Here is a 26,994-nt window from a genome sequence, read left to right on the forward strand (position 1 = left end):
GAGACATCCGGCGCGGGCGATCCCGATGGGAAGCCGCCCGCGCCGGCCCGTTCCCCGCTTTCGCCGGACCGATAGAAAACAACGGATTTGAATAGCTTATGGCCCTGACCGAACGCACCGAGCTCATTGAGGAGCACGACTGGTCGAACGAGCTGATCGGCGAGATGGCGACCGTCGGCGACTACGTCCAGCTCATGAAGCTGCGCGTCATGTCGCTTGTCGTCTTCACCGCCCTCGTCGGCATGATCATCGCCCCCGTCGCCATCCACCCGGTGCTCGGCTTCATCGCCCTTGTCTGCATCGGCGTCGGCGCCGGCGCCTCGGGCGCCCTCAACATGTGGTTCGACGCCGATATCGATGCCGTGATGTCGCGCACCGCCAAGCGGCCGGTGCCGTCCGGCCGGGTGACGCCCGATGCCGCGCTCGCCTTCGGCATGACGCTGGCGCTCGGCTCGGTCAGCGTCCTCGGCCTCGTCGCCGGCTGGTTCGCCGCCGGGCTCCTTGCCTTCACGATCTTCTTCTACGCCGTCGTCTACACCATGTGGCTGAAGCGCTGGACATCCCAGAACATCGTCATCGGCGGGGCCGCCGGCGCGCTGCCGCCGATGATCGGCTGGGCGGTGATGACCGGCTCGGTGTCGCTTCAGAGCTTCGTCCTCTTTCTCATCATCTTCCTGTGGACGCCGCCGCATTTCTGGGCCCTGTCGCTGTTCAAGGCGGAGGAATATGCGCGTGCCGGCGTGCCCATGCTGCCCGTCGTTGCCGGCAATCCGGCGACCCGGCGCCAGATCTTCTATTACGTGGTGGCGCTGGCGCTCTCCGGGTTCCTGCCCGTCGTCGTCGGCCCGTCGGGCATCGCCTATGGCGTTGCCGCGGCCGTCCTCGGCGGCATCTTCGTCTATCGGGCCTGGCAACTGCTGAGGACCGACGAGGAGAACGAGCGCCGCAACGCCGTGCGCGTCTTCACCTATTCCATCCTCTACCTGTTCCTCCTGTTCGCCGTCCTTGCCGGCGAGCACATTGTCAGGCTTATGGTGGCGTCATGACCCTCGAAATCGCAGAGAGCCCCATGACCGAAGACGGCATCAGACTGACGGAAGAACAGAAGAAGCGGCGCCGCGCGCGCTCCATCGCCATTGGCCTGGCGCTCGCCGCCCTGGTGGCGGTGTTCTACGCCGTGACCATCATCAAGCTCGGACCGGGCGTCCTGGAACGGCCGCTCTAGGGCATTGCAACAAGGCATCGACGGACGCACATGACGGAACGCAACGACACGACGGGAGAGCGGGCAGGCCGCAACAATGCGGTCATCGCGGTTGCCTGCGTCGCCTTCGTCGTCGCCATGGTTGGCGCCGCCTATGCCGCCGTGCCGCTCTACCAGATCTTCTGCCAGGTCACCGGCTATGGCGGCACCACCCAGCGTGCCGCCGCCGCGCCCGCCGTGCCGATCGACCGCGAGATCACCGTGCGCTTCGATGCCAACGTCGCCTCCGGCCTCAAATGGAAGATGACGCCGAACGAGCGCACCGTGAAGCTCAAGGTCGGCGCCGTGCGCACCACGTCCTACAAGGCCCACAGCAACGCCGACAGCGTCACCTACGGCACCGCGACCTTCAACGTCACGCCCTTCGAGGCCGGCGTCTATTTCTCCAAGATCGACTGCTTCTGCTTCACCGAGCAGCATCTGCAGCCGGGCGAGACTGCCGACATGGGGATCACCTTCTTCATCGATCCGGCGATCGCGGAGGACGAGAACCTCGATTACCTGAAGACGATCACGCTCTCCTACACCATGTTTCCGGACGATCCGCCCGAAGAGGCGACAAGCGCGGAGCGCGCCGATGCGGCGACGCCGGACGACAACAACAAACGACTTTGATCACGGCGGCGGCCTTTAAGGCGGGCGCCGCTTGAGAGACACACTCGGGGAACAACCAATGGCAGAGGCCCATACCAAGAACCACGACTACCACCTCGTCGATCCGAGCCCGTGGCCGTTCACCGGTGCCGTCGGCGCCTTCGTGATGGCCGTCGGCGCGATCGCGATGATGAAGTGGAACCTCGGCGAGGAACTGGTGCTGTTCGGCGCCGACCTCACCGGTTGGGGCATCTTCGCCATCGGCCTCTCGATCATCCTCTACACCATGTTCGGCTGGTGGCGGGACACGGTCCGCGAGGGGCGCGCGGGCGACCACACGCCGGTGGTCCAGCTTCACCTGCGCTACGGCATGATCCTGTTCATCGCCTCGGAGGTGATGTTCTTCCTCGCCTGGTTCTGGGCCTATTTCGATGCGGCCTTGTTCCCCGGCGAGGCGATCCAGTATTCGCGCACCGAGCTGACGGGCGGCACCTGGCCGCCGGAGGGCATCCACACCTTCGATCCCTGGCACCTGCCGCTCTTCAACACCATCATCCTCCTGCTGTCGGGAACGACGGTGACGTGGGCCCACCACGCGCTGCTCCACAACGACCGCAAGGGCCTGAAGCTCGGCCTGCTCAGCACCGTTCTGCTCGGCCTGCTGTTCTCCTGTGTCCAGGCCTATGAGTATGCCCACGCCGCCTTCGACTTCTCCGGCAACATCTACGGTGCGACCTTCTTCATGGCGACCGGCTTCCATGGCTTCCACGTCATCGTCGGCACCATCTTCCTCACCGTCTGCCTGATCCGGGCGCTGAAGGGGCATTTCACGCCGGAGGCCCATTTCGGCTTCGAGGCGGCGGCCTGGTACTGGCATTTCGTTGACGTCGTCTGGCTGTTCCTGTTCATCTGCATCTATGTCTGGGGCGCCGGCACGCCGGCCCACTGACCGCGCAGGGCAAGCATTCAAGGGGCGGGCCGTTCGCGCGGTCCGCCCCGTCTATTTCGTAAAGGAGGCACGGCGGCATGAGCGACGAGACCTATCCGGCCCAGCCGCCGGTCGCCACGGGCCTGCGCGGCCGCTGCCCGCGCTGCGCCTCGGCCTCCATGTTCGACGGCTTTCTGGAAATCCACGAGAGCTGCCCGTCCTGCGGCCTCAGCTATGACTTCGTCGATTCCGCCGACGCGCCCGCGGTCTTTGCGAGCTTCATCGTCGGCTTCATCGTCGTCGGCCTGGCGCTTGCCGTGGAGGTCGCCTACCGGCCGCCGATCTGGCTACACATGGTGCTGTGGCTGCCGCTGACGGTGATCCTCGGCCTTGGCTGTCTCCGGCCGCTGAAGGGCATCTTCATCGCGCTCCAGTACCACCACAAGGCGCGCCAGGGCGAACTCGGCTGACGGCGATGGCGGACAAAGCAGAAAGGCCCGCCTGGCGCGGTCTTGTCGTGCCGGCGGTCTTCACCCTCATCGGCCTTGTGATCCTCATCTCCCTCGGCAATTGGCAGGTCCGGCGGCTCGCCTGGAAAGAAGACCTGATTGCCACCATCCACACGCGGGTCGTTAGCGAGCCTGTCTCCCTGGAAACGGCATTGGCGGCGTGGAAAAAGACCGGCGACATCGCCTACCAGCCGGTGCGGGTGGCGGGCACCTTCGACCATTCCCACGAATTCCACGTCAACAGCACCGACAAGGGCGAGGTCGGCTGGAACGTCTATACGCCTCTGGTGACCGATGACGGCCACACCGTCCTCGTCAATCGCGGCTTCGTCCCTTACGACAAAAAGGAACCGGAGACCCGCGCAGAAGGTGAGGTCGAAGGCCCGGTCGCCTTCGTCGGCCTTGCCCGCACGCCGCTCGCCGAAAAGCCGAACTATTTCGTGCCCGACAACGATGTTAGCGGCAACGTCTTCTACTGGCGGGATTTTGCGACGATGGCGAAACAGGCGGGGATCGCCGGCGATTCCGGCTTGGTGCCGTTCTTCGTCGAGGTGCGCGAGATGGATGTCCCCGGCAGCTGGCCGCGCGGCGGCGTCACCCGCGTCACCCTTCCCAACAACCATCTGCAATATGCGGTGACCTGGTACGGCCTGGCGCTCACACTTGTCGGCGTCTTTGCCGCCTTTGCCTGGACGCGGCTGCGGCGGCGGCCGGAGGGTGCCGAGCCGTCCGTCTCCAAATGAAAACGGGCGGCGCAATGGCCGCCCGTCCGATTGTCGTGAGATTTCTTTCGCTCAGAGCGTTTCGATGAGCGCGGCGGCGCCCGAAACGTTCACCTCGCCCGGCGCGTCCTCGACGTTGAGGGCCCGGACGGTACCGTCGTCGACAACCATCGAATAGCGCATGGAGCGCGTGCCGAGGCCGGCACCGGAGCCGTCGATGTCCATGCCGATGGCCTTGGCGAAATCGGCATTGCCGTCGGACAGCATCAGGATCTTGCCGTCGGCGCCGGTGGCCTTGCCCCAGGCGTCCATGACGAAGACGTCGTTGACGGCAACGCAGGCGACGGTGTCGACGCCATTGGCGACGATCGTCTCGTAGTTCTCCAGGAAGCCGGGCATGTGGTTGCGGTGGCAGGTCGGCGTGAACGCGCCGGGCACCGCGAACAGGACCACCTTCTTGCCGGGAAAGATGTCCTCGGACTTGAGGTCGGCCGGCCCGTCCGCCGTCATGACCTTGAAGGTCGCCGCGGGAAGTTTGTCGCCAACAGAGATGCTCATGGGTATCGCCCCCTTTTCGTTATGGATGATTTCAGGCCGAACGGCCGTTGCAGGTCAGATAGGTCAGTGGCGGCGGCGGTCGAGGTTGCCGGGCTGCCCAATCCGTGTCGGCGGCAACGCCGTCCGGCTATTTGAGGGTCCAGACCTGCTCGGCCGCCTGATTGCCGTTGACGAGGGTAAGACGCAGTTCGGCGCCGGAAAGTTCCGCCGTCTTCGGCAGCCATTCCAGCGGCACGCGCCAGCGCGCCGTCGCCCCGTCGCGGCCCGTCGGCTTTGCCGCCGGCAGGAACCAGTCGGCCGGGCCTTCGACGAAAAGGTCGAACGGCGCATCGGGATCGACCAGTTCGGCCGAGACCAGGATCGCCTCGTCGTCGCGCTCCACGGTCGCGACCCGGAGCCCGTTTTCCGCATCCGCCGGCTTATGCCGCGGCACCTTGGCGTCATAGCGGGCAAGAAGCAGGCTCGCCGCCATGTCGGTGTCGTCGGCCCTTGAAAGGTCCATGCGGATTTCGGCCCGCGCCGGCACGCAGATCGCCTCGCAAAGCCCGTAGTCGACCTCCAGGTCGAGAAGGGTCGGCTGCGACGGATCCTTCGGCGTCACCGTCACCGGAAAGACCACCGTGTTCTTGTAGCCGATCATCGTCGAGCCCGCCTCGTCGAAGCGCTTCGGCACCGGGAAGTCAACCTTGAACGCGGCAAGGTTGACCGAATCGGCGACGTCGAACTGCGGCGGGATGCCGGCATCGCCCGGCTGGCGCCAGTAGGTTTTCCAGCCCGGCTTCATCTCGATCTCGATTCCGGCCCGCAGGCTGCCGTCGGCGCCGGCCTGGCCGCCCGGCACGATGACGCGAAGGCGCCCGCCATGGGCCTCGGCCCAGGACGAGGCCGCGGCATGGGCGCCGCTGGCGGTCATGCCCACAGCAACGAGCGCGCCGAGGACGGAAGAGAAAAACGTCAATCTTTTCATGGTCGCAGCCGTGTGTGTCATGGCAATCGTCATATCGCCGGAACGGGGCGCTGTCTTGTCGCGATGCATCATATGTGCGTGATCGATGGCGCCTCGCAAGCCCGCCCGATCGCGCCGGAACCGCCCGTCTGCGTCCGACGGCTTCAATATGGAAATGAAGTGCACTAGGTTAGGGGCGAATGATCTGCAACGGCCGGACGGGAGCGCCACCGCAACTCATGGGACAGTCTGCTCAGTCGGACAAGGGATATCTGGACGGCAAGGTTCTGATCGCCATGCCCGGCATGGAGGACCAGCGCTTTGCCCGCAGCGTGATCTATATCTGTGCCCATTCCGAGGACGGGGCCATGGGCATCGTGCTGAACCAGGTCGCCGACCAGGTGAGCTTCGAGGACCTCCTGGTCCAGCTCGACATCATCGACGAGACAGAGGCCGCGCATATCGCCATCGACGGCCCGAACATGATCGTCCACCGCGGCGGGCCGGTCGAGACGGGCAGGGGCTTCGTCCTCCATTCCGCCGACTTCTACCTCGCCAACTCGACCCTGCCGATCAATGACGACGTCTGCCTGACCGCCACCCTCGACATCCTGAAGGCGATCGCGGACGGTGAGGGGCCGCAAAAGGCCATTCTGGCGCTCGGCTATTCCGGCTGGGCGCCGGGCCAGCTCGAGGCCGAGATCCAGGCCAATGGCTGGCTGCACGGCCCGGCCGACGCCGACCTTCTGTTCGGCGCCGACCTCGATGCCAAATATAACCACGCCCTGCGCAATATCGGCATCGAACCGGCGATGCTGTCGGCCGAGTCCGGCCACGCCTGACCTTCCTCGTTCCACAGCCACCGCGCCGGCCGGCCGGCGCTGCCGCTGCATCCCGCCGCGCCTCCGCCTTGCCGGGACGCCCCCCGGACGTTAGTTTCCTTTCGTTGGCCAACAAGCGTCTCGCCATCGATAAATCGACAAGGAGCGCCCTTTTTTGCGCTATCTGAGCACACGCGGGGAAGCGCCCGCACTCGGCTTCAACGACGTCCTGCTGGCGGGCCTTGCCCGCGACGGCGGCCTCTACCTGCCCGAGACGTGGCCGCGCCTCAGCGAGGCCGAGATCGCCGGCCTTGCCGGCAAACCCTATGCCGAGGTCGCCTACCGGGTCATCCACCCCTTCGTCGACGGCGACATCGATGATGCGGACCTCAAAGCGATGATCGAGGAGGCCTACGCCACCTTCGACCACACCGCCGTCGCGCCCCTTGTCCAGCTTTCCCCCCGCCAGTTCGTCCTGGAGCTCTTCCACGGCCCGACGCTCGCCTTCAAGGACGTCGCCATGCAGCTCCTGGCGCGGCTGATGGACCATGTGCTGGCCGAACGCGGCCGCAAGGCGACCATCGTCGGCGCCACCTCGGGGGATACCGGCGGTGCCGCCATCGAGGCGTTCCGCGGCCGGGACAATGTGGACATCTTCATCCTCTTCCCGGAGGGCCGGGTCTCGCCGGTGCAGCAGCGCCAGATGACGACGGTCGCCGACGCCAACGTCCATGCGATCGCCGTGAAGGGCAATTTCGACGACTGTCAGGCGCACCTGAAGGCGATGTTCAACGACTTCGCCTTCCGCGACAGGGTCGGCCTTTCCGGCGTCAATTCCATCAACTGGGCCCGCATCGTCGCCCAGATCGTCTACTACTTCACCGCCGGGGTCGCCCTCGGCGCCCCGGCCCGAAAGGTCGCCTTCTCCGTGCCGACCGGCAATTTCGGCGACATCCTCGCCGGCTATGCGGCGATGCGGATGGGCCTTCCGGTCGACAAGCTGATCGTTGCCACCAACATCAACGATATCCTCTACCGGGCGCTTGAGACCGGCCGCTACGAGGTGCGCGGCGTCGTGCCGACGGCGTCCCCGTCCATGGACATCCAGGTCTCGTCGAATTTCGAGCGGCTCCTGTTCGAGGCCCATGGCCGCGACGCCGCCGCGATCTCGCGCATGATGGCCGGCCTTTCCCAGTCCGGCGCCTTCACCATCGAGCCGGACGCGCTTCAGGATATCTCCCGCCACTTCGCCGCCGGGCGCACCGACGAGGGCGAGACGGCCGACACCATCCGGCGCGTGCGCGCCGGGACCGGCTACCTGCTCGACCCCCACTCCGCCGTCGGCGTCAGCGTCGCCGAACGGCTCGGCCCTGAAGACGGCGTCACCGTGACCCTCGCCACTGCCCATCCGGCGAAATTCCCGGACGCCGTGGAGGCGGCCTCAGGCGAGCGCCCGGCCCTGCCGGAGCGCCTTGCCGACCTGATGGAGCGCGAGGAGCGCTTCACGCCGCTCGCCAATGATCTCGACACAATCAAGGACTTCGTCCTCACCCACGCGAAAGCGGTGGCGGCGGAGGCATAAGGAATGAGTGTACGCATCACGCCGCTTGAGAGCGGCCTCACCGTCATCTCCCACAACATGAAGCAGCTCGAAAGCGCCGCCCTCGGCGTTTGGGTCGGCGCCGGCTCGCGCTCCGAGACGGCGGAGCTGAACGGCATTTCCCACCTCCTGGAGCATATGGCCTTCAAGGGCACGAAGCGCCGCTCCGCGCGCCAGATCGCCGAGGAGATCGAGGCCGTCGGCGGCGAATTGAACGCCTCGACCTCGGTGGAGAACACGTCCTTCTACGCCCGCATCCTGGAGCCGGACGTCGACCTCGCCCTCGACATCCTCTCGGACATCCTGGTCGAGCCGGCCTTCGATCCGGAGGAACTGCGCCGCGAGCAGCACGTCATCCTGCAGGAGATCGGCGCAGCCAACGACACGCCGGACGACTACGTCTTCGACCTCTTCCAGGAGGCGGCCTGGCCGGACCAGCCGATGGGCCGGCCGATCCTCGGCACCAAGGACACGGTCCGCGGCTTCGGCCCCATCGATCTGCGCAATTACCTGTCGACCCATTACCGGGCGCCCGCCACCGTGCTCGCCGCTGCCGGGTCCCTCGACCACGACAAGCTGGTGCGTCTTGCCGAGGAGCGTTTCACGGCGCTCTCCACCAAGGACGCCCCGGCGATGGAGCCGGGCCGCTATGTCGGCGGTGAGGTGCGTGAAGGGCGCAAGCTGATGGAGACCCAGATCGTCCTCGGCTTCGAGGGCCTGCCGGTGACCTCGCCGGATTATTTCGGCGCCCAGCTTCTCGCCGGCCTGCTTGGCGGCGGCATGTCCTCGCGCCTGTTCCAGGAGGTGCGCGAGCACCGCGGCCTCTGCTACTCGATCTATTCCTTCCACTGGGCGTTCAGCGACACCGGGCTCTTCGGCATCCACGCCGCCACCGGCGAGGACGACATCGCCCAACTGATGCCGGTGATGCTCGACGAGCTGGAGCGCGTCGTCGACGATGCGGAGGAGGCAGAACTCGCCCGCGCCCGCGCCCAGATGCGCGCCTCGCTGCTGATGGCGATGGAAAGCCCGGCGGCCCGCGCCAACCAGCTCGCCCGCCAGATGCTGATCTTCGGCCGTCCGCTGACGACGGAGGAGATCGTGGAGCGGATCGAGAGCGTCTCGGCCGCTGACATCCGCCGTATCGCGGCCGACGTCTTTTCTGGCTCGCGCCCGACCCTTGCCACCGTCGGCCCGGACGCCGGCATCTGCGGCATCGACGACATCGCCCGCCGCTTCGCCGGGCCGACGTCGATGGCGGTCGGCGCCTGAGACGAGGGGGCGATGGTGGCGTTCCTGCCCTCCGTTGGGTCGCTCGACACCGGTCCGACCGTCAAGGGCGACGGCGTCTTCCTTCGAACGCCGACCATGAACGACTTCCGCGAATGGTCGGAACTGCGCGCCGAGAGCCGTTCGTTCCTGGCGCCCTGGGAGCCGATCTGGCCGAGCGACGATCTGACCCGCCAGGCCTTCCGCCGCCGCCTCAAGCGCTACCAGCGCGAAATCCGGGAAGATCTCGGCTACCCGTTCTTCCTCTTCCGCGCCGGCGACAACACCCTTCTCGGCGGCCTGACGCTCACACACGTGCGGCGCGGCGTCGCCCAGGCCTGCACCCTCGGCTACTGGATGGGCGCTCCCCACGCCGACCGCGGCCACATGACCAAGGGGGTGCGCGCGGTCTTGCCCTTCGTCTTTGAGACCCTGAAGCTGCATCGCATCGAGGCGGCCTGCCTGTCCCACAACATCGCCTCGATCAAGCTGCTTGAGAAAACCGGCTTCATCCGTGAGGGCTATGCGCGCAACTACCTGTGCATCAACGGGCGGTGGCAGGACCACCTGCTGTTTGCACGCGTCCTGGAGGATCACCTCGGCCTGACCGGGGACGGCGCCGCCCCGGCGTCTTGAAAACGACAAAGAATCCTTGTGAAGCAGGCACGCAATCGATACTCCTTCGCCACTGTCCTGGCGTCCGCTCCGGAGACCGTTATTTGCGTGCCATCGGCTTGATCCTTCGGTTTTGGCTTCTCGTCCTCTTCCTTGCGCTTGCCGCGCAGCGGGGGGCGATGGCCGTGGAAGCGATCGTCGTGCCGCTCGACGTCGATGCGCTGGATCTCACCCGCTCCATCGAACTCCACACCAATGTCGGCGACCGCCTGCAGGTCTCCACCGCGCCTGGCCCCGACGGCATCGTGAGGCGCATCGAGGTGACCTCGCGCTCCGGCGAGAACTCCGACTGGGCGGTCTTTGCGCTCACCAATCCGGGCGACGAGCAGATCGACCGGCTGCTGGTGGCGCCGCATTTCCGGCTCGTCGGCTCCGGCCTCATCAAGCCCGACCTCGGTGCCTCGCGCATCGCCTCGATCACGCCGAGCCAGGGCTTTGCCCCGGAGCGCCAGCCGAGCCAGGAAGCCGACGTCTTCTTCATCACCCTCGATCCGGGGGCGGTGATCACTTTCGTTGCCGAGCTGAGCACGCCGAACCTGCCGCAGCTCTATCTGTGGCAGCCGAACGCCTACAAGGATTCGATCAACTCCTACACGCTGTTCAAGGGCATCGTGCTGGGCATTTCCGGCCTGCTGGCGCTGTTCCTGACGATCCTCTTCGTCGTCAAGGGCACCATCATGTTCCCGGCGACGGCAACGCTCGCCTGGGCCGTCCTCGGCTATCTCTGTATCGATTTCGGCTTCCTCAACCGGCTCCTGAGGCTGGAGCCCGGCAACGACCAGATATACCGGGCCGGCGCGGAGGTGGTGTTCGCCGCTTCGCTGGTGATCTTCCTCTACGCCTATCTCAACCTCAACCGATGGCACATCCGCTACAGCCACGTGGCGCTGGTGTTCCTGCTGTTGCTCGGCGCGCTCCTCGGCGTCGCCGTCGCCAACCCGTCGCTCGCCGCCGGCATCGCCCGCATCATGCTCGGCCTCCTCGGCATCTTCGGCTTCGCGCTCGTCCTCTGGCTCGCCTACCAGCACTACGACCGGGCGATCATGCTGATCCCGACCTGGTTCCTGCTTCTGGTCTGGCTGTTCGGATCGGCGCTGACCGTGACCGGCAACCTTGCCAACGACTTCGTGCAGCCGGCGCTTGCCGGCGGCCTCGTCCTCTTCGTGCTCTTGCTCGGCTTCACGGTGATGCAGCATGCCTTTGCCGGCGGCGCCGTCGCCGAAGGGCTGTTCAGCGACGCCGAACGGCGGGCGCTGGCGATCACCGGCGCCGGCGACATCATCTGGGACTGGGACGTGCCGCGCGACCGCATCTTCACCAGCGCCGAGGCCGACGAACTCCTCGGCCTGAAGCGCGGCGCGCTCGATGGACCGGCGCGAGACTGGCTCGACGTCCTCCACCCCCAGGACCGCGACGGCTTCCGGGCAACGCTCGATGCCGTCGTCGACCAGCGCCGCGGCCGCATGTCCCAGTTCTTCCGCCTGCGCGGCCAGGACGGCCATTTCCGCTGGTTCCACCTGCGCGCCCGGCCGATCCTCGGCTCGGACGGCGAGGTCATCCGCTGCGTTGGCACCATGCTCGACGTCACCGACGTCAAGACCACCGAGGAGCGGCTGCTGCACGACGCGGTGCACGACAATCTCACGGGCCTGCCGAACCGCGAGCTGTTCCTCGACCGCCTCGATCGCACGCTCACCCGCGCCACCAACGAGGACGGCCGCAAGCCGGCGGTGTTCCTGCTCGACATCGACCGCTTCAAGCAGGTCAACGACAATCTGGGCCTGTCCGTCGGCGATTCCATCCTTCTGACCATGGCCCGCCGCCTCGGCCGCCTGCTGAAGCCTGAGGACACGCTCGCCCGGGTCGGCGGCGACGAATTCGCCATCATCCTGATGTCGGAGCAGGAGCCGGACAAGGTCGCGGCCTTTGCCGACTCCATCCGCCGTACGGTGCGCGCGCCGATCACTTTCGGCGACCGTGAGATCTTCCTGACCGTCTCCATCGGTATCGCCACCTTCGATGCCAAGCAGCTCGACAAGGAGGAGATGGTCAAGGACGCCGAGATCGCCATGTACGCCGCCAAGGGCCGCGGCGGCGATCGCATCGAGGCGTTCCGCCCGGCGCTGCGCCAGCACCGCACCGACCTCGTGGAGATGGAGGCGGAGCTGCGCCGCGCCCTGGAGCGCGAGGAGATCAAGGTCCTCTACCAGCCGATCGTGCGCCTCGACGACAAGACGATTGCCGGCTTCGAGGCCCTGGTGCGCTGGGAGCATCCGCGCCGCGGCCGGCTCAATGCCGGCGAGTTCATCCCGATTGCGGAGCGCACCGGCCTCATCAACGAGCTCGGCATGTTCGTCCTGGAGCGCGCCGCGCGCCAGCTCGCGGCCTGGCAGAACCAGGTCACCAGCTCGTTCCCGATCTTTGCCAGCGTCAACGTCTCCAGCCGGCAGTTGCTGCGCCACGACCTCGTCAACGACGTCAAGGCGGTGATCGCCCGCTCCGATGTCGTCCGCGGCACGCTGAAGCTGGAGGTGACGGAATCGCTGGTGATGGAGAACCCGGAATTCGCCTCCAAGGTGCTGGAGCGCCTGCGCGAACTCGGCGCCGGCCTGTCCCTCGACGATTTCGGCACCGGCTATTCCTCGCTCAGCTACCTGCAGCGCTTCCCCTTCGACACCATCAAGGTCGACCAGTCCTTCGTGCGCGCCAACGGCCGCAGCTCACGCCCGGTGATCCTGAGATCCATCGTCGGTCTCGCCCACGACCTCGGCATGCAGGTCGTCGCCGAAGGCGCGGAGACCGAATCCGACGCCCTGGAACTGCTGCAGCTCGGCTGCGAATACGTGCAGGGCTTCCTCTACGGCCAGCCGATGACCGCGGCCGACGCCCGCAAGCTCCTCGAAGCCCAGGGCGCCATCAGGCATCATTGAGTTTTCGCGCCGCGCCCGCCGGCGCCCTCCCGTATCGAAACGCCCAATGGATTGCCGCGTCGGCCTGTCGGCCTCCTCGCAATGACATTGATATGTTTTAAGAAATCCCACTCGCCGTCATTGCGAGCGCAGCGAAGCAATCCAGTTGGGCGCTTGAGTGCGCACTCCAACAAGGGCATTGACGACCTTCGGTGCAAGGCGCGCGGAGGCTGCTGAGCGCAGCGCCTATCGGGCCGCCGGAGCAGTCCGGTCAGTGCCCGTCCAAATCAAGACTCAAGCCACAATAATCCGCGCCGGATCGTGCGCCGCCGTGACCGTCACGGGCGTCGCCCCGAAGGGGTCGCCGTCGATCTGGCAGGCGATGGGCTCCTCCGAGGTCACCGTCACCGTCTCGACCGGCACGGTGATGACGCCGTGCGCATGGGCGATGCGGTTCATGACCAGCGCCAGGCCGAAGCGCATCAGCGCCAGTGGCCCGTCGGAGGTCAGCATGACGAGGTGGAGCCCCGGCTGGGTCGCGTGCGCGGCCGGGCAGAGCCGGAACGTGCCGCCATAGCGCTCCGAGTTCGTCAGCACCGCGAGCCGGCACGTGCGCGGCGCCTCCGAGCCGACCGTGACCGTCAGCGGCCCCGGCCGCCGCTTGAGGGAGCGCTTCAACGCCGACCACACATAGGCGAGCTTGCCGAACCGGCGCTTCAGGTCGAGCGGCACGTGGTGGACGACATCGGCGTCGAACCCCATCGACGCCATCAGGACGAAGGGAACGCCGTTGGCGAGGCCGTAATAGAGCGGCTTGCTGCGGCCTGCCGCGATCATCCGGATGATCTTCTCGGCCTTGAACGGTAGCCCGAGCTCGTGGGCGAGCACGTTCGCCGTGCCGAAGGGGATGATGGCGAGCTTCGGGCGCACCGGGCAGGTCTGCAGCCCGCGCAGCGCCTCGTTGAGCGAGCCGTCGCCGCCGCCGATGACGACGGTATCGGCGGCAAGCGTCACGTCGGCACAGACCTCGCGGATCTCGCCGGCGCGCTTGGTCAGCCGCACCTCGACCTCCGCACCCGCCGCCTCCAGGCCCGCCGCGACCGCTTCCAGCACCTTGGCCCGGAAGCCGCCGGCCGTCGGGTTGGCCATCAGAAGGATCCGCCGCCGTGGCGGCGCCAGCGGCCCGTCGGCGACGTCTGCCCGCAGCGCGGCGCTACGCTGCATCGCCGTCCTCCCGGGCTTGATCACCGGAAAGGTCGAGGCCGGCGATGCCGGCCCGGGCGAGTTCGTCGGCCCGCTCGTTGCCTTCCGTGCCGGCGTGGCCCTTGACCCAGTGCCAGGTGACGTCGTGGCGCCGGCGCGCCTCGTCGAGCCGCTGCCAGAGATCGGCATTCTTTACCGGCTTCTTGGAGGCGGTGCGCCAGCCGTTCTTTTTCCAGTTGTGCAGCCAGGACATGATGCCGTTGCGGACATATTCGGAGTCCGTATAGAGGTCGACGTGGCACGGCCGCGTCAGCGCGTCGAGCGCCTCGATCGCCGCCATCAGCTCCATCCGGTTGTTGGTAGTCTCCGCCGCCCCGCCGTTCAATTCCCGCTCGCGTCCGTTCCAGCTCAAAAGCGCGCCCCAGCCGCCGGGCCCCGGATTTCCCGAGCACGCCCCGTCGGTGTAGATGACGACGCCGGACGTCTTGTCCGCCGATGCCTCACCGCCCATGGAGTTTACCCGCTGCGGCGCGCGCGCCAAAGGGCGCATGGCAAAGAACGGCGGAACCGGATGCCGGAACCCGTGTCGAGGCGTTGTCCAAAGAAGTGTCCCCTTGCGGTCGATGGGCCGACCGGCTTTCCTTGTTCGGTGTTGGCGAACCCGATCTTTCAGTCCGTTGTCAGGCCTCGACGCCTTCGCGCAGCTCCCGCGGCAGCCCGAAGACCATCGATTCCTCCGCCGTCACCACGGTCTCCACGGTGACGTCGAATTCCCTGGCAAAGGCGTCGATGATTTCCTCCACCAGCACCTCCGGCGCCGAGGCCCCGGCGGAAATGCCGACCGATGCAAACTCGCGGAAGCTCTCCGCATTCACATCTTCGGCGCGCTGGACGAGGACCGAGCGCTTGCAGCCGAGGCGCTCCGCGACCTCGCGCAGGCGCTGGGTGTTGGAGGAATTCGGCGCGCCGACCACCACCATCGCATCGACGGTCGGCGCCACCGCCTTGACGGCGGCCTGGCGGTTGGTCGTGGCGTAGCAGATGTCTTCCCGGTGCGGGGCGGTGATGCTCGGAAAGCGCTCCGTCAGGGCGGCGATGATTTCGGCCGTGTCGTCGACGGAGAGCGTTGTCTGGGTGGTGAAGGCGAGCGCCTCGGGCGACTTCGGCTCGAATGTCCGGGCGTCCTCCACCGTCTCCACCAGATGCACCGCGCCGTCCGGCACCTGGCCCATGGTGCCGACCACTTCCGGATGGCCGCGATGGCCGATCAGCACCACCTCCTTGCCGCGCCGGTGGTGCAGGATGGTCTCCTTGTGCACCTTGGAGACCAGCGGGCAGGTGGCGTCGAGGAAGAAGAGGCCGCGCGAGGCGGCCGCCTCCGGCACCTTCTTCGGCACGCCATGGGCGGAAAAGATCACCGGCGCATCGGTCTCGGGGATCTCGTCCAATTCGTCGACAAAGATCGCGCCCTTCGCCTTCAGGCTGTCGACCACATACTTGTTGTGGACGATCTCGTGGCGCACATAGACCGGCGCGCCGTAGCGCGCGAGCGCTTCTTCGACGATCTGGATCGCCCGCGAAACACCGGCACAGAAGCCGCGCGGCGCGCAGAGCTTCAGGGTGAGGGGCTGTTTCGGCGCTGCTGCTGTCATCGTCCTGCCGCCTGGTGGTGAAGGATCACTGAGGTATTGAGGGGCGGGGGGCGCCGGTGTCAAGGGGCGCGGCCGCGCGGCCTCTGGTCAGGGCGGAAAACTCCCTATCGCAAGGTGCCTCGGAATCGACTCGATTGCATCTTAATCGCTCCCCCGTCGCCAAGCGCTTTCGTCCTTGCTATAGAGACGCGTTGGAATTCTTGCCGGCGGGGCCGGCGGGGCGCCGTCACCGGCGTCCTGGAAAAGGGTAGTGGAGTTTGACCATGAAACGCGCCTTTGCGTTCAGGGGAGTTGCCGTGGCCGCCTGCGCCCTCGGCCTGGCGCTGGTCGCCGGCTGTTCGTCCGACGAGGGGGTCGCCCCGGCCGATACCTTCTACGGCAAGCTGATCCGCGGCTCGAGCGAGCCGGCCCAGGAGGTCGACAAGGAAATCACCACGCCGCAGGGCTACTGCCCGAAGGTGACGATCCGCGCCGGCACCCAGACCTATCTGGTGACCACGGGCGGGCGCGGCGCCGACAAGGGCGAGATCCGCTACCAGGGCACGCTGACCGACACGGCCCGCGAATGCAATCGCTCCACGGGCGTGCTGAGGATGCGTGTCGGCGTCTCCGGCCGCGTCATCACCGGGCCGAAGGGCGGCGCCGGCACTGTCCACCTGCCGCTCAGGGTCGTCGCGCTGATCCCGAAGCTGGAGGAAAAGGAGCAGCAGGTCCTCTACACCAAGCTGCACGACGTCGTCGTCCAGATGCCGGAGGGCCAGGGGTCGGTGCCCTGGGCGTTCATCGACGAGGAAGTCGTCGTCGACACGACGGAACGCTTCCGCATCTATGTCGGCTTCGACAGCAGCAAGAAATAGCCTCGAACGGTCGCTGGTGTCGCGGCTGCGGGTCTGACATTTCTGGGCCATTGACTCCGCGACATTGCGCCACAAGAATGCGATCGGCTGACGAGCGTCGCGAGTCGGCCGGCGTCCGGGCAACCGGGCGCGCAAGCGTGTGCGGGAGAGACCGGCGGACCCGTCAGGGCCGCGGCCGGCGCCGAAGGAGCAACTGCCTCGGAAACTCTCAGGCAAAGGGACCGCGCAAGCCCAGCGACACTCTGGAAAGCGGCCCGGCAACGGGCTCACCGAAGGAGTAACCGGCGGCTTGCCGCCGGGAAATCTCTCAGGTCTCGGGACAGAGGAGGCGCGAAATTTCCGGCATCGCCGGACTTTCGCCGCTGACCCCTTGCCCGAGGACCAGAATGGCCGATACCACATCCGATCCCGACCTGAAGCAGACGCCGCTTCACGCCCGTCATGCCGCCCTCGGCGCGCGCCTGGTGCCCTTCGCCGGCTACGAGATGCCGGTGCAGTATGAGGGCATCCTGGCCGAGCACACCTGGACGCGCGAGAATGCCGGCCTTTTCGACGTCTCCCATATGGGCCAGGCGTTCCTTGCCGGCCCGGACCACGCGACGGCGGCCGCCGCGCTTGAAAAACTCGTCCCCGGCGACATCGCCGGCCTGAAGCCCGGCCGCATCCGCTACACGCTCCTGCTCAACGACGCCGGCGGCATCCTCGACGACCTGATGGTCACGCGCTCGGCCGATCCGGCCGATGACGGCCGGCTCTATCTGGTCGTCAACGCCGCCAATAAGGACGCCGACTACGCCGTCATTCGCGCCGCCCTGCCGCCGGACGTCTCACTCCAGGTCTCCGAGGACCGGGCGCTGATCGCCATCCAGGGCCCGAAGGCGGCCGAGGTCATGGCGCGGCACTGCGATAAGTGTGGCGACCTTTCGTTCATGGCAGCAAACAGTGCGGCGTTCGACGGCATCGACTGCCATATCGGCCGCTCCGGCTACACCGGCGAGGACGGCTTCGAGATTTCCGTTGCCGCCAACAGGGCGGTTGCCGTCTGGGATGCGCTCGTCGTCGAGGACGAGGTGAAGCCCGTTGGCCTCGGCGCCCGCGATTCCCTGCGCCTCGAAGCCGGCCTCTGCCTGCACGGCCACGACATCGACAAGGAGACGACGCCGGTCGCGGCCGATCTCCTCTTTGCGATTTCCAAGCGCCGCCGCGAGGAAGGTGGCTTTCCGGGTGCAGAAAAAATCCTCGCCGAGATGGAGAGCGGCCCGGCGGAAAAACGTGTCGGCCTCGCGCTGGAAGGCCGCGCGCCGGCCCGCGAGGGCGCCGAGATCGTCAAGGACGGAAAGGCCGTCGGCCGCGTTACCTCCGGCGGCTTCGGTCCCACCGTCGGCGCGCCGATCGCCATGGGCTATGTCGCAGCGGACTGCGCCGCCACAGGCACCGAGCTGGACCTGATGGTGCGCGGCCGGGCGCTGAAGGCGAAGGTCGTCGACATGCCCTTCGTGCCCCAGCGCTATTACCGCAAGCCCAAATAATGACCTCCCAACGAACCAGACAAGATCACCTGACGAGGACGAACCGATGACCGTCTATTTCACCAAGGACCATGAATGGATTTCACTCGACGGCGACGTCGGCACGGTTGGCATCACCGACTATGCCCAAAACCAGCTCGGCGACGTCGTCTTCGTCGAGCTGCCCGATGTCGGCAAGGCGCTGTCAAAGGGCGGCGACGCGGCCGTCGTGGAATCGGTGAAGGCCGCCAGCGAGGTCTACGCGCCGATCTCCGGCGAGGTCGTGGAGGTCAACGAGGCCCTCACCGACGCGCCGGAAAAGGTCAACGCCGAGGCCGAGACCGGCGCCTGGTTCTTCAAGGTCAAGCTCTCGGACACCGGCGAGCTCGACGGCCTGATGGATTCTGAGGCCTACAAGGCCCACATCGCCGACCTTTGAGGGGTGGCGGGCGCCGCTCCTGGATTGCTTCGCTCCGCTCGCAATGACGCCAGTGTGACCGTCATTGCGAGGAGGCCGCAAGGCCGACGCGGCAATCCATGAGGCGGCCGACCCGAACCCGACACGCAAGCGAGCGACCCTCCCATGCGCTACCTGCCTTTGACCGACACCGACCGCGCCGACATGCTCCAGCGCATCGGCGTTGCCGCCATTGACGACCTGTTCGTCGATATCCCCGAGGACGTTCGCCTCAAGGACCTCGTCGACCTGCCAAAGGCGGCCGGCGAGATGTCCGTGGAGCGGCAGATGTCGAAGATGGCGGCGAAGAACGTCGCTGCCGGCTCCGTGCCCTTCTTCGTCGGCGCCGGCGCCTATCGCCACCACGTGCCGGCGACCGTCGACCATCTCATCCAGCGCTCCGAGTTCCTGACCGCCTACACCCCCTACCAGCCGGAAATCAGCCAGGGCACGCTGCAGACCCTGTTCGAGTTCCAGACCCAGGTCGCGGGGCTTACCGGCATGGATGTGGCCAACGCCTCCATGTATGACGGCTCGACGGCGACGGCCGAGGCGGTGCTGATGGCGCACAGGCTGACCCGGCGCAAGAAGGCGGTGCTCTCCGGCGGCCTCCATCCGCAATATCGCGAGGTGGTCAGGAACCTCTCCGACATGGCCGGCGACGACCTCGTCTGCCTCGCTCCCGATCCCGCCGGCACGGAGGCGATCCTCGACGAAATCGACAACGACACCTCCTGCGTCGTCGTCCAGACCCCGTCCTTCTACGGCCAGCTCACGGACCTGACGGCCATCGCCGAAAAGGCCCATGCGCACAAGGCGCTGCTGATCGCCGTCGTCACCGAAATCGTCTCGCTCGGCGCCTTGCAGCCGCCGGGCGCCATGGGCGCCGACATCGTCGTCGCCGAGGGGCAGTCGATCGGCAATTCCCTCAATTTCGGCGGCCCCTATGTCGGCCTCTTCGCCACCCGCCAGAACTTCGTGCGCCAGATGCCGGGCCGGCTTGCCGGCCTGACGACGGACGCCGAGGGCCGTCGCGGCTACGTGCTGACGCTGTCGACCCGCGAGCAGCACATCCGGCGGGAAAAGGCGACCTCCAATATCTGCACCAACTCCGGCCTCTGCGCGCTCGCCTTCACCATCCACATGACGCTGCTGGGTGCTGCGGGCCTGAAGAGGCTGGCGATGCTCAACCACCAGAGCGCGGTCAAGCTCGCCGACGCGCTTGCCGGTGTCCCGGGCGTCGAGGTGCTCAACGAGAGCTTCTTCAACGAATTCACCATCCGCACGCCGAAACCGGCATCCGATGTGATCGAGGCGCTGGCAGAAAAGGACGTCCTCGGCGGCGTGCCGGTCTCGCGGTTGGAACCCGATGACGACGACCTCGCAAACCTCATCGTCGTCGCAGCGACGGAGATCAATTCCGACGACGACCGCCAAGCCTATGCGGAAGCCCTGACGGAGGTGCTGGCATGACCATGAACCGCGAAGGCCGCCCCACCGCGCCGGGCGAGGTCGAAAGCACGATGCCGGACACCTTCACCGGCAACCGCGCGCTCCGCATCGAGGAGCCGGTCATCTTCGACGTCGGCACCGCTGAGGCGACCGGTGTCGACCTGCCCGAGCCTGACAGCGCCGTGACGTCCCGCCTCGGCGGCCTGGAGCGCAGCGAGCCGCTCGACCTTCCGGGTCTCGCCGAGCCGGAGGCCATGCGCCACTACGTGCGGCTTTCCCAGAAGAACTACGCCATCGACATGGGGCTCTATCCGCTCGGCTCCTGCACCATGAAGCACAATCCGCGCCTCAACGAGAAGATGGCGCGGCTGCCGGGCTTTGCCGACGTCCATCCCTTGCAGCCGGTCTCCACCGTCCCGGGCGCGCTGAAGCTGATCGCCGAATGCGCCCGCTGGCTCTGCGTGTCGACCGGCATGGAAGCCGTCGCCATGAGCCCGAAGGCCGGCGCCCATGGCGAACTCTGCGGCATGATGGCGATCAAGGCCGCCCACGCCGCCCATGGCGAGGACCGCTCCATCGTGCTGGTCCCGGAATCCGCCCATGGCACCAACCCGGCGACAGCGGCACTCCTCGGCTACAAGGTTGTCGCCATCCCCGCCCGCAAGGACGGTACGGTCGATCCCGCCGCCGTCATCGAGCGCCTGTCGGACGACGTCGCCGGCATCATGCTGACCAACCCCAACACCTGCGGGCTGTTCGAGCGCGACATCGTCGAGATCGCGAAAGCGGTCCACGAGGCCGGCGCCTATTTCTACTGCGACGGCGCCAACCTCAACGCCATCCTCGGCAAGGCCCGGCCGGGCGACCTCGGCGTCGACTGCATGCACATCAACCTGCACAAGACGTTTTCCACGCCCCATGGCGGCGGCGGCCCCGGCGCCGGCCCGGTGGTGCTGTCGGAGCGGCTCTCGGCCTTCGCCCCATTGCCCTATGTGAAGATGACCGCAGACGGCCCTGAGCTCATTGAGACGCTCGGCGACGCCGAGGCGGACGGCCAAAAACCCTTCGGCCGCATGACGGCCTTCCACGGCCAGATGGGCATGTTCGTGCGCGCCATGACCTACATGCTCTCGCATGGCGCCGACGGCCTGCGGCAGGCGTCCGAGGACGCCGTCCTCAACGCCAACTATGTGCGCGCCGGCCTGCAGGACGTCATGAGCCTGCCCTTCGGCGAGCGGCCCTACATGCACGAGGTGCTGTTCGACGATTCGTTCCTCGACGACACAGGCGTCTCCACCCTCGATTTCGCCAAGGCGATGATCGACGAGGGCTTCCATCCGATGACCATGTATTTCCCGCTGGTCGTCCACGGCGCCATGCTGATCGAGCCGACCGAATCGGAATCCAAGGCCAGCCTCGATCTCTTCGTCGCGACGCTCCGCGACCTCGTCATGCGGGCAAAACGCGGCGAGGTCGACCGCTTCAAGGGTGCGCCCTGGTACGCGCCGCGCCGGCGCCTCGACGAGACGGCCGCCGCCCGCCATCCGGTGCTGAAATGGACGCCGCCCGAACCGCAGGCGGCGGACGCCGCCGAATAGGCCAAGATTGACGCCGCGGGGTGCCGTGCGGCGTCGTCACGCTTTCTAAACGCAACGCCCCCTATGCTTACCGGATTGGAAACGCCGGCGGGCCGGGCGTTGCGCAATTGCGGCCCGCCTTCTATTTAGGAACGATGTCGCGCCGGGGTGCGCGCACCGGCCGGTTACGGCATTGGGACGGCGAATGGATTCCAGGAAGGCCGAAAGCAAGCTGATCGAGCGGATCGTCGCGACCTCGCGCAAGGCGCTGGTCGGGGTCGGCATCTTTTCCATGGTCATCAACATTCTGATGCTGACCGGCCCGCTGTTCATGCTGCAGATCTACGATCGCGTGCTGACCAGCCACAGCATTCCGACGCTGCTCGCCTTCTCCGTCCTCGTCGTCACGCTCTACGGCTTCCTTGGTATCCTGGAGTTCATCCGCCAGCGCGTGCTGGTGCGCATCGGCCACCGCTTCGACGAGGAGGCCGGGCCGACGGCCTTCGAGACCTATATCGAGGCGCCGCTGATCGCCGGCCCGCGCGGCGAGGTGGTGCAGCCGATCCGCGACATCGACCAGGTCCGCCAGTTCTTCTCCGGTCCGGCGATCACGGCGCTGTTCGACATGCCGTGGATGCCGGTCTACCTGTCCCTGATCTTCATCTTCCATCCGGTCCTCGGCCTTGTCGCCGTCGGCGGCGCGCTGTTCCTGTTCGTGATCGCGCTTGCCACCGATTTCTCGACCCGCAAGGCGCTCGCCGAGGCCAACAAGATGACCGGCAGGCGCCTGACCTTTGCCGAGGCCGGCCGGCGCAACGCCGAGGTCGTGCGCGGCATGGGCATGCGCGGCGCGCTCGCCAAGGTCTGGGGCGAGGTCAATGATGGCTATGTCCGGGCCTATTCCAACGCCGTCGACCGCACCTCCGGCTATTCCGTCATCACCAAGGTGTTCCGCCTGTTCCTGCAGTCGCTGATCCTTGCCGTCGGCGCCTGGCTGGCGATCCTCAACGAGATTTCGCCGGGCACCATGATCGCCGCCTCCATCATCATGACGCGGGCGCTGCAGCCGATCGAACAGGCGGTGACCAACTGGCGCGGCCTGATCCAGGGACGCCAGGCCTTCCGCCGCCTGAAGCAGACCCTGACGATCCTGCCCGACCAGGAGCGCACGCGCCTGGAGCCGCCGCGCGAGCGGCTGACCGTGGAAAACCTCGCCGTCGTCCCGCCCGGCGCCCAGAAGCCGACCGTCGCCAATGTCGGCTTCGAGCTCACCGCCGGCACGGCGCTCGGCGTCATCGGCCCCTCCGGCAGCGGCAAGTCGACCCTTGCCCGCGCCCTCGTCGGCGTCTGGCCGGCGGCCAGAGGCTCGGTCCGCCTCGACGGCGCGCCCTTCGACCAGTGGCGCGAGGACGACATCGGCCGCTATATCGGCTATCTGCCCCAGGACGTGGAGCTCTTTTCCGGCACCGTTGCCGACAACATCTCGCGCTTCGATCCGGAGCGCACGTCCGAGGCGGTGATCGCCGCCTCGCGCCTTGCCGGGCTGCATGACCTCGTGGTGCGGCTGCCGGAAGGCTACGACACCGAAGTGGGCGAGGGGGCCGCGGTGCTCTCGGCCGGCCAGCGCCAGCGCCTGGCGCTCGCCCGCACGCTCTACCGCGACCCGTTCCTCATCGTCCTCGACGAGCCCAACTCCAATCTCGACGGCGACGGCGAGGCGGCGCTCACCCACGCCATCCGCACGGTCAAGGAAAGGGGCGGCATCGTCGTCATCGTCGCCCACCGGGCCGGTGCGGTCGTTGCCGTCGACCGCCTGCTGGTCGTGGAGGAGGGCCAGCAGTCGGCGATCGGTCCGCGCGACGAGATCCTTGCCAAGATCATGAAACAGCGGCCCCAGGTCGGCGCCCAGCCGGTACAGGGCGCCGAGACCAGCCAGAAAGGCAGCGGGTAGCGGCCATGGCAAAGCCTGAAAAACCCGTCAGCCAGACCATCGGACGGTATCTCGTCGCCGGCTTCGTCGCCGTTGCGCTGCTTGCCGGCGGCATCGGCGGCTGGGCGGCCTTCGCCCATATTTCCAGCGCCGTCGTCGCCTCGGGCATGGTCGTCGTGGAAGGCAGCGCCAAGGAGGTGCAGCACCGCGAGGGCGGCATCGTCGGCGAGATCCGCGTCAAGAACGGCGACCGGGTGAAGGCCGGCGACCTGCTCGTCCGGCTCGACGAGACGCTGCTGCGCGCCAATCTGGAGATCATCGCCGCCCAGCTCGTCGACTACGAGGCCCGCATGGCGCGGCTCGAAGCCGAACGCGACCAGCGCGACAGCATCGATTTCCCGGACCACCTCCTCGGCGCGGGCGTCAAGCCCGACGCGGTCAAGGCGGTGGAGGGCGAGACGACGTTCTTCATCGCGCGCAAATCGGCCGTCGAGGGCCAGCTTGCCCAGAACCGGGAAAAGATCGTCCAGCTCAACGACCAGATCGTCGGCCTGGAAGCCCAGCGCCGTTCCAAACGCGAGGAGATCGAGCTCATCGAGAAGGAGCTTGAGGGCCTGGAAGAGCTGCACAAGAAGGGCCACGTGCCGGTCACGCGCATCAACGCGCTGAAGCGCGACGCCGCCCGGCTCGTCGGCGAGGAGCGCGCCTTCGGCTCGCAGATCGCCGTCACCAAGGGCCAGATTTCCGAGACCCAGCTCAAGCTCCTGCAGGTGGAGCGCGACTTCCGCGAATCGGTGCTGAAGGAACTGCAGGACGTGCAGGCCAAGGTGGCGGAGCTGCGCGAGCGCCGCGTCGCCGCCCAGGACCAGCTCAACCGCTCCGACATCCGCGCGCCGGTCTCCGGCATCGTCCACGAACTGAAGGTGCACACGGTCGGCGGCGTCATCCAGCCCGGCGAGACATTCGTGAAGATCATTCCGATCGCTGACAGCCTCGTCGTCGATGCGCGGATCTCGCCGGTCGACATCGACCAGCTCCAGGCCGGCCAGCCGGCGCGGGTGACGTTCTCCGCCTTCAACCAGCGCACCACGCCGCAGCTTTCCGGCAAGGTCAAGACGATCTCGCCGGATCTCTCCTTCGACCAGGCGACCAACACCTCCTACTACACCGTCCGGCTCGACATCGCCGACGATGAGCTGGCCCGGCTCGGTGAACTCGTCCTGGTGCCCGGCATGCCGGCGGAGGTCTTCATCACCACCGGCGACCGCCGCGTCATCAGCTATCTGGTGAAGCCGCTGGCAGACCAGTTCCGCCGGACCTTCCGCGAGCAGTAGAAAAGGCGGGCAAGGGCCGTTTTGCCGCCGCCGGGGCGGTTGACAAAGGCGCCGGAGCGCCCTTATTTTCCGGCCCGAGACATGGGCGCGCGTTCGGCGCGCTTTTTTTGGTTTTCAGTCGCGACCGACATCGCCGACGAGGACAGAACAATGAAGATCAAGAATTCGCTGAAATCGCTTGCGACCCGCCACCGCGACAACCGCATGGTTCGCCGCCGCGGCCGCATCTACATCATCAACAAGAAGAACCCGCGCTTCAAGGCCCGCCAGGGCTGAGCCCGCTGACCGCTTCTTGAGATCTGGCCGCCGCCCGTTTTTAACGGGCGCGGTTTTCGGCGTTGGAAAAGCACCGTGCCTCGCGCGGTGCTTTTTTTGTTGGACCGTTTGCGGTTCCTGCACTGCAAAGCTCGCGCGGCGGCGCGCAACCGTAAACCAAAGCCCCATCCAACAAGTTTGCGTGACGCAAATTGACGTGGGCCGCGCCGGGACTATCCTCTCTTTCATGAGTACGATCCCGACGACAAAACGCCTTGCCGCCGCATTCCTGGCGCTCACGCTCGCCTTTGGTGCCGGCGCCCTCAGTGCCGCCTATGCCGCGGAGACGGAAACCGCCCCCGACATGGACACCGAGGAGCCCGATCCGGAGACCTTCGGTGCCGTGCCGTTGCCGGAGCGCATGCCGGACGGCGGCGGCGAGGTGCTGCCCGGTGCGCCCGTCGACGAGGAGGCTGCCGAAGAATCGGCTCCCGCCCCCAAGACGCGGGCCGAACGGCTGGATGCCCTCTTCGCCGATCTGAAAGCGGCCAGGAGCGACGAGGACGCCAAGAAGACGGCGGCGCGCATCGCCGAGACGATGCTGCAGTCCGGCAGCGCGACCATCGACCTTCTGATGGCACGGGCGCTGGTCTCCGTCCACGCCAAGGATTACGCGCTCGCTCTCGACCTGCTCGATGCGGTCGTCCGCCTGAAACCGGATTTCGTGGAAGGCTGGAACAAGCGCGCGACCGTCCATTTCCTGCGCCGCGACTACGCAAGGTCGCTCGCCGACATCCACCGCACCCTTGAGATGGAGCCGCGCCATTTCGGCGCCATCAACGGCCTTGCCGTGATCCTGGAAAACCTCGACAACGAGGAGCGCGCGCTCGATGCCTACAAGCGGCTGATCGAGATCTACCCCCGCAACGAGCAGGCGCTGAAGGAAATCAAGGAACTCTCCGAAAAGGCGGAAGGCCGGCAGATTTGACGACACCCGGTTTCGGCGCCGACGTGCTCTTGTCGCTGCTGGTCGTCGCCCTCGCGCTCGCCGTCTATTCGCGGCTGCGCGCCATCACCATCGACGGCATCTATCCGCCGACGGGCACCCGCCGCGCGGTCGACGGCACCGCGGTGCATTTCGTCGACGTTCCGGCGGACCGGCCGGACGCGCCGGTGCTGGTGCTGATCCATGGCGCCAGCGGCAATCTCCGCGATCCGATGCTGGCCTTGCGGGCGCGGCTTCAGGGCCGCTATCGCCTCCTCCTGGTCGACCGGCCGGGCCACGGCTGGAGCGCGCGGGCAGGGCGCGGCGATGCGGCTCCCACGGCCCAGGCCGGGCGGATCGCCGGGCTGATGTCGGAGCTCGGGATCGGGCGCGCCATCGTCCTCGGCCATTCCTGGGGCGGCTCGGTCGCCGCGGCCTTCGCCGTCCATCACCCTGAAAAGACCGCCGGCCTCGTTTTCCTGGCGCCCGCCACCCATCCCTGGGAAGGCGGCGTCACCTGGTACTACCGGCTCGCCGCGATGCCTGTCATCGGCCGCATCTTCTGCGAGGTGCTGGTGTTGCCGATCGCCAAGCTGGCCCGCGACCGCGGCATCCGCAGCGTCTTTTCCCCGGCCGAGCCGCCGGACGACTATGCCGAGGACGCCCATATCGACCTGTCGCTGCGGCCTGCCACCTTCCGCGCCAATGCCGAGGACATCGCCGGTCTCATCGGCCATGTCACGGCGCTGTCGCCGCGCTATCGGGAAATTTCAGCGCCGACCGCGATCATCGCCGACGATGCGGACAGGATCGTCTACACGCACATCCATTCGGTGGGCCTGGAACGGGACATCGCCGGCGCGCGGCTCATCCGCGTTGCGGACGCCGGCCACATGCCCCACCACACCCGCACCGACACGGTCGTTGCCGCCATCGACGAGGTGGCTGCACGGGGCGAGGAACCGGCGGAGACGGTTGCCTGAAACGGG

Annotated in this window: 26 protein-coding genes and 1 riboswitch; of the genes, 21 read left to right on the plus strand and 5 right to left on the minus strand. The window is 67.1% G+C overall.

The window, feature by feature from the left end; genetic code table 11:
• Positions 1–98 precede the first annotated feature (98 nt).
• From M2319_RS12615 to M2319_RS12640, 6 genes are all read left to right on the plus strand, one after another.
• Complete coding sequence (locus M2319_RS12615; RefSeq protein ID WP_264601811.1) at positions 99–1,046, plus strand: heme o synthase; 948 nt, start codon at positions 99–101, stop codon at positions 1,044–1,046.
• Complete coding sequence (locus tag M2319_RS12620; RefSeq protein ID WP_264601812.1) at positions 1,043–1,225, plus strand: hypothetical protein; 183 nt, start codon at positions 1,043–1,045, stop codon at positions 1,223–1,225. The genes M2319_RS12615 and M2319_RS12620 overlap by 4 nt, the downstream gene beginning before the upstream one ends.
• Before the next feature lie 30 nt (positions 1,226–1,255).
• Positions 1,256–1,879, plus strand: a complete 624-nt coding sequence (locus M2319_RS12625; protein WP_264601813.1) for a cytochrome c oxidase assembly protein — start codon at positions 1,256–1,258, stop codon at positions 1,877–1,879.
• Positions 1,880–1,937: 58 nt separating this feature from the next.
• A complete protein-coding gene (locus tag M2319_RS12630; protein WP_264601814.1) occupies positions 1,938–2,807 on the plus strand; it encodes a cytochrome c oxidase subunit 3 in 870 nt (289 codons plus the stop codon).
• Between the two features lie 77 nt (positions 2,808–2,884).
• Positions 2,885–3,256 (plus strand): DUF983 domain-containing protein, encoded by a 372-nt coding sequence (locus M2319_RS12635; protein ID WP_264601815.1) that lies wholly within the window; start codon positions 2,885–2,887, stop codon positions 3,254–3,256.
• 5 nt (positions 3,257–3,261) lie between these two features.
• Positions 3,262–4,038 (plus strand): SURF1 family protein, encoded by a 777-nt coding sequence (locus tag M2319_RS12640; protein WP_264601816.1) that lies wholly within the window; start codon positions 3,262–3,264, stop codon positions 4,036–4,038.
• A 51-nt stretch (positions 4,039–4,089) separates the two neighbouring features.
• On the opposite strand, the gene M2319_RS12645 is transcribed toward M2319_RS12640, so the two are convergent.
• Together M2319_RS12645 and M2319_RS12650 are read right to left on the minus strand one after the other, a co-directional pair.
• Positions 4,090–4,575 carry a peroxiredoxin gene (locus M2319_RS12645; RefSeq protein WP_264601817.1) on the minus strand — a complete coding sequence of 162 codons (486 nt, stop codon included), beginning with the start codon at positions 4,573–4,575 and terminating at the stop codon, positions 4,090–4,092.
• 127 nt (positions 4,576–4,702) lie between these two features.
• On the minus strand, positions 4,703–5,563 hold the full coding sequence (locus M2319_RS12650) for a protein-disulfide reductase DsbD domain-containing protein (protein ID WP_264601818.1): 861 nt from the start codon (positions 5,561–5,563) through the stop codon (positions 4,703–4,705).
• A gap of 197 nt (positions 5,564–5,760) precedes the next feature.
• Between M2319_RS12650 and M2319_RS12655 the strand changes: the two genes are divergently transcribed.
• The 5 genes from M2319_RS12655 to M2319_RS12675 all read left to right on the plus strand — a co-directional run bounded on the left by M2319_RS12655 (position 5,761) and on the right by M2319_RS12675 (position 12,816).
• Entirely contained in the window at positions 5,761–6,363 is a 603-nt protein-coding gene (locus M2319_RS12655) for a YqgE/AlgH family protein (RefSeq protein ID WP_264601819.1), read from the plus strand.
• A gap of 154 nt (positions 6,364–6,517) precedes the next feature.
• On the plus strand, positions 6,518–7,924 hold the full coding sequence (gene thrC / locus M2319_RS12660) for a threonine synthase (RefSeq protein ID WP_264601820.1): 1,407 nt from the start codon (positions 6,518–6,520) through the stop codon (positions 7,922–7,924).
• Between the two features lie 3 nt (positions 7,925–7,927).
• On the plus strand, positions 7,928–9,214 hold the full coding sequence (locus M2319_RS12665; RefSeq protein WP_264601821.1) for a M16 family metallopeptidase: 1,287 nt from the start codon (positions 7,928–7,930) through the stop codon (positions 9,212–9,214).
• A gap of 12 nt (positions 9,215–9,226) precedes the next feature.
• A complete protein-coding gene (locus M2319_RS12670) occupies positions 9,227–9,847 on the plus strand; it encodes a GNAT family N-acetyltransferase (protein WP_264601822.1) in 621 nt (206 codons plus the stop codon).
• 158 nt (positions 9,848–10,005) lie between these two features.
• Positions 10,006–12,816 carry an EAL domain-containing protein gene (locus tag M2319_RS12675; RefSeq protein WP_264601901.1) on the plus strand — a complete coding sequence of 937 codons (2,811 nt, stop codon included), beginning with the start codon at positions 10,006–10,008 and terminating at the stop codon, positions 12,814–12,816.
• Between the two features lie 273 nt (positions 12,817–13,089).
• On the opposite strand, the gene M2319_RS12680 is transcribed toward M2319_RS12675, so the two are convergent.
• The 3 genes from M2319_RS12680 to ispH all read right to left on the minus strand — a co-directional run bounded on the left by M2319_RS12680 (position 13,090) and on the right by ispH (position 15,650).
• Positions 13,090–14,019, minus strand: a complete 930-nt coding sequence (locus tag M2319_RS12680; RefSeq protein ID WP_264601823.1) for a diacylglycerol/lipid kinase family protein — start codon at positions 14,017–14,019, stop codon at positions 13,090–13,092.
• Positions 14,009–14,509: a ribonuclease HI gene (gene rnhA / locus M2319_RS12685; protein WP_264601824.1), complete on the minus strand. Its 501-nt coding sequence runs from the start codon at positions 14,507–14,509 to the stop codon at positions 14,009–14,011. Before rnhA ends, M2319_RS12680 begins: the two co-directional genes overlap by 11 nt.
• A gap of 169 nt (positions 14,510–14,678) precedes the next feature.
• Positions 14,679–15,650: a 4-hydroxy-3-methylbut-2-enyl diphosphate reductase gene (gene ispH / locus M2319_RS12690; RefSeq protein WP_264601825.1), complete on the minus strand. Its 972-nt coding sequence runs from the start codon at positions 15,648–15,650 to the stop codon at positions 14,679–14,681.
• A gap of 263 nt (positions 15,651–15,913) precedes the next feature.
• Between ispH and M2319_RS12695 the strand changes: the two genes are divergently transcribed.
• The 10 genes from M2319_RS12695 (at position 15,914) to M2319_RS12740 (ending at position 26,988) form a co-directional block, all read left to right on the plus strand.
• Positions 15,914–16,507 (plus strand): hypothetical protein, encoded by a 594-nt coding sequence (locus M2319_RS12695; RefSeq protein ID WP_264601826.1) that lies wholly within the window; start codon positions 15,914–15,916, stop codon positions 16,505–16,507.
• Between the two features lie 132 nt (positions 16,508–16,639).
• Positions 16,640–16,741: riboswitch (glycine riboswitch) on the plus strand.
• Positions 16,742–16,893: 152 nt separating this feature from the next.
• The gene (gcvT, locus tag M2319_RS12700) at positions 16,894–18,036 is read left to right on the plus strand and encodes a glycine cleavage system aminomethyltransferase GcvT (RefSeq protein WP_264601827.1); all 1,143 of its coding nucleotides are present in this window, start codon (positions 16,894–16,896) and stop codon (positions 18,034–18,036) included.
• Between the two features lie 46 nt (positions 18,037–18,082).
• The gene (gcvH, locus tag M2319_RS12705; protein ID WP_264601828.1) at positions 18,083–18,454 is read left to right on the plus strand and encodes a glycine cleavage system protein GcvH; all 372 of its coding nucleotides are present in this window, start codon (positions 18,083–18,085) and stop codon (positions 18,452–18,454) included.
• A 144-nt stretch (positions 18,455–18,598) separates the two neighbouring features.
• Positions 18,599–19,945 carry an aminomethyl-transferring glycine dehydrogenase subunit GcvPA gene (gene gcvPA, locus M2319_RS12710; RefSeq protein WP_264601829.1) on the plus strand — a complete coding sequence of 449 codons (1,347 nt, stop codon included), beginning with the start codon at positions 18,599–18,601 and terminating at the stop codon, positions 19,943–19,945.
• Positions 19,942–21,522 (plus strand): aminomethyl-transferring glycine dehydrogenase subunit GcvPB, encoded by a 1,581-nt coding sequence (gcvPB, locus tag M2319_RS12715; protein ID WP_264601830.1) that lies wholly within the window; start codon positions 19,942–19,944, stop codon positions 21,520–21,522. The genes gcvPA and gcvPB overlap by 4 nt, the downstream gene beginning before the upstream one ends.
• Positions 21,523–21,706: 184 nt before the next feature.
• Positions 21,707–23,452 (plus strand): type I secretion system permease/ATPase, encoded by a 1,746-nt coding sequence (locus tag M2319_RS12720; protein WP_264601831.1) that lies wholly within the window; start codon positions 21,707–21,709, stop codon positions 23,450–23,452.
• Between the two features lie 5 nt (positions 23,453–23,457).
• Positions 23,458–24,765 carry an HlyD family type I secretion periplasmic adaptor subunit gene (locus M2319_RS12725; protein WP_264601832.1) on the plus strand — a complete coding sequence of 436 codons (1,308 nt, stop codon included), beginning with the start codon at positions 23,458–23,460 and terminating at the stop codon, positions 24,763–24,765.
• 150 nt (positions 24,766–24,915) lie between these two features.
• Positions 24,916–25,041: a type B 50S ribosomal protein L36 gene (gene ykgO, locus M2319_RS12730; protein ID WP_111436743.1), complete on the plus strand. Its 126-nt coding sequence runs from the start codon at positions 24,916–24,918 to the stop codon at positions 25,039–25,041.
• 226 nt (positions 25,042–25,267) lie between these two features.
• Positions 25,268–26,008, plus strand: coding sequence for a tetratricopeptide repeat protein (locus M2319_RS12735; protein WP_264601833.1), 741 nt, complete (start codon positions 25,268–25,270; stop codon positions 26,006–26,008).
• Positions 26,005–26,988: an alpha/beta fold hydrolase gene (locus M2319_RS12740; protein WP_264601834.1), complete on the plus strand. Its 984-nt coding sequence runs from the start codon at positions 26,005–26,007 to the stop codon at positions 26,986–26,988. The genes M2319_RS12735 and M2319_RS12740 overlap by 4 nt, the downstream gene beginning before the upstream one ends.
• Positions 26,989–26,994: the final 6 nt, after the last annotated feature.

The organism is Rhodobium gokarnense (assembly GCF_025961475.1).
In the GTDB taxonomy this organism is placed as follows: domain Bacteria; phylum Pseudomonadota; class Alphaproteobacteria; order Rhizobiales; family Rhodobiaceae; genus Rhodobium; species Rhodobium gokarnense.

Coding starts and splice junctions, on each gene's coding strand:
- M2319_RS12635 (WP_264601815.1), top strand. CDS start 2,885: ATGAGCGACGAGACCTATCCGGCCCAGCCGCCGGTCGCCACGGGCCTG.
- gcvPA (WP_264601829.1), top strand. CDS start 18,599: ATGCGCTACCTGCCTTTGACCGACACCGACCGCGCCGACATGCTCCAG.
- M2319_RS12665 (WP_264601821.1), top strand. CDS start 7,928: ATGAGTGTACGCATCACGCCGCTTGAGAGCGGCCTCACCGTCATCTCC.
- ykgO (WP_111436743.1), top strand. CDS start 24,916: ATGAAGATCAAGAATTCGCTGAAATCGCTTGCGACCCGCCACCGCGAC.
- M2319_RS12720 (WP_264601831.1), top strand. CDS start 21,707: ATGGATTCCAGGAAGGCCGAAAGCAAGCTGATCGAGCGGATCGTCGCG.
- M2319_RS12735 (WP_264601833.1), top strand. CDS start 25,268: ATGAGTACGATCCCGACGACAAAACGCCTTGCCGCCGCATTCCTGGCG.
- M2319_RS12650 (WP_264601818.1), bottom strand. CDS start 5,563: ATGACACACACGGCTGCGACCATGAAAAGATTGACGTTTTTCTCTTCC.
- M2319_RS12615 (WP_264601811.1), top strand. CDS start 99: ATGGCCCTGACCGAACGCACCGAGCTCATTGAGGAGCACGACTGGTCG.
- ispH (WP_264601825.1), bottom strand. CDS start 15,650: ATGACAGCAGCAGCGCCGAAACAGCCCCTCACCCTGAAGCTCTGCGCG.
- gcvPB (WP_264601830.1), top strand. CDS start 19,942: ATGACCATGAACCGCGAAGGCCGCCCCACCGCGCCGGGCGAGGTCGAA.
- M2319_RS12630 (WP_264601814.1), top strand. CDS start 1,938: ATGGCAGAGGCCCATACCAAGAACCACGACTACCACCTCGTCGATCCG.
- gcvT (WP_264601827.1), top strand. CDS start 16,894: ATGGCCGATACCACATCCGATCCCGACCTGAAGCAGACGCCGCTTCAC.
- M2319_RS12645 (WP_264601817.1), bottom strand. CDS start 4,575: ATGAGCATCTCTGTTGGCGACAAACTTCCCGCGGCGACCTTCAAGGTC.
- rnhA (WP_264601824.1), bottom strand. CDS start 14,509: ATGGGCGGTGAGGCATCGGCGGACAAGACGTCCGGCGTCGTCATCTAC.
- M2319_RS12640 (WP_264601816.1), top strand. CDS start 3,262: ATGGCGGACAAAGCAGAAAGGCCCGCCTGGCGCGGTCTTGTCGTGCCG.
- M2319_RS12620 (WP_264601812.1), top strand. CDS start 1,043: ATGACCCTCGAAATCGCAGAGAGCCCCATGACCGAAGACGGCATCAGA.
- M2319_RS12625 (WP_264601813.1), top strand. CDS start 1,256: ATGACGGAACGCAACGACACGACGGGAGAGCGGGCAGGCCGCAACAAT.
- M2319_RS12680 (WP_264601823.1), bottom strand. CDS start 14,019: ATGCAGCGTAGCGCCGCGCTGCGGGCAGACGTCGCCGACGGGCCGCTG.
- gcvH (WP_264601828.1), top strand. CDS start 18,083: ATGACCGTCTATTTCACCAAGGACCATGAATGGATTTCACTCGACGGC.
- M2319_RS12670 (WP_264601822.1), top strand. CDS start 9,227: ATGGTGGCGTTCCTGCCCTCCGTTGGGTCGCTCGACACCGGTCCGACC.
- M2319_RS12695 (WP_264601826.1), top strand. CDS start 15,914: ATGAAACGCGCCTTTGCGTTCAGGGGAGTTGCCGTGGCCGCCTGCGCC.
- M2319_RS12655 (WP_264601819.1), top strand. CDS start 5,761: ATGGGACAGTCTGCTCAGTCGGACAAGGGATATCTGGACGGCAAGGTT.
- M2319_RS12725 (WP_264601832.1), top strand. CDS start 23,458: ATGGCAAAGCCTGAAAAACCCGTCAGCCAGACCATCGGACGGTATCTC.
- M2319_RS12675 (WP_264601901.1), top strand. CDS start 10,006: ATGGCCGTGGAAGCGATCGTCGTGCCGCTCGACGTCGATGCGCTGGAT.